The sequence below is a fragment of the Microbacterium sp. GbtcB4 genome (genome assembly GCF_019091465.1).
In the GTDB taxonomy this organism is placed as follows: Bacteria; Actinomycetota; Actinomycetes; order Actinomycetales; family Microbacteriaceae; genus Microbacterium; species Microbacterium paraoxydans.
On sequence record NZ_JAGXJJ010000240.1, the window covers coordinates 1 to 258 of the forward strand.

Here is a 258-nt window from a genome sequence, read left to right on the forward strand (position 1 = left end):
GGTCGGACGGCTGCACGTCGGCGACCGCGTCGCGGAGGGTCGAGGCGGCGGAGGCCATGTAGTCGGTGTGGGACGCGCCGGCCACCTGGAGCGGCACCACGCGCGTGCCCTTGTCCGGCTCCTCGGCGAGAGCGGCCAGGGCCGGAAGGGGACCGGCGGCGACGATCTGCCCGCCGCCGTTGAAGTTCGCCGGGGCGGGGCCGAGTTCGGCGGGGGGGGCGAGGGGCGTCACCTCATCGCCGCCGAGCACCGCGCTCA

1 pseudogene is annotated in these 258 nt (G+C 77.1%); it reads right to left on the reverse strand.

Going from position 1 to position 258, the window contains the following annotated elements:
- A pseudogene (locus KVS71_RS17805) lies at positions 1–258 on the reverse strand (ACP S-malonyltransferase); the annotation flags it as partial.